The 258-nt window shown below is 49.2% G+C and carries 1 protein-coding gene; it reads left to right on the plus strand.

Going from position 1 to position 258, the window contains the following annotated elements; genetic code table 11:
- The coding region (locus ACXAG2_RS20940) for a hypothetical protein (RefSeq protein ID WP_474870272.1) at positions 1-258 on the plus strand (258 nt) is incomplete at both ends.

Raw genomic sequence — 258 nt, forward strand, 5'->3', positions numbered from 1 at the left:
ATACCTGGCAGTTTGAAGGTAGTGCCGGTGAAGAAGTCACACTGCACATTACCGACGAATCTGGTACTGACTTTGCTCCTTTCATACAGATTTACAGCCCTTCCGGTGTCTTCGTGAACAGTAAAGCTGCCCATGGCGTTGTCCGCTTTGATCGCCTGGAACTCGCTGAGTCAGGAAACTACACCGTTGTTGTGCAGGATGGAGCTATCGCTTACTCCAACGACCATGATGACACCGGCGATTATCGTATCTATTTTG

This window comes from Alteromonas sp. ABH4_456 (assembly GCF_056160645.1).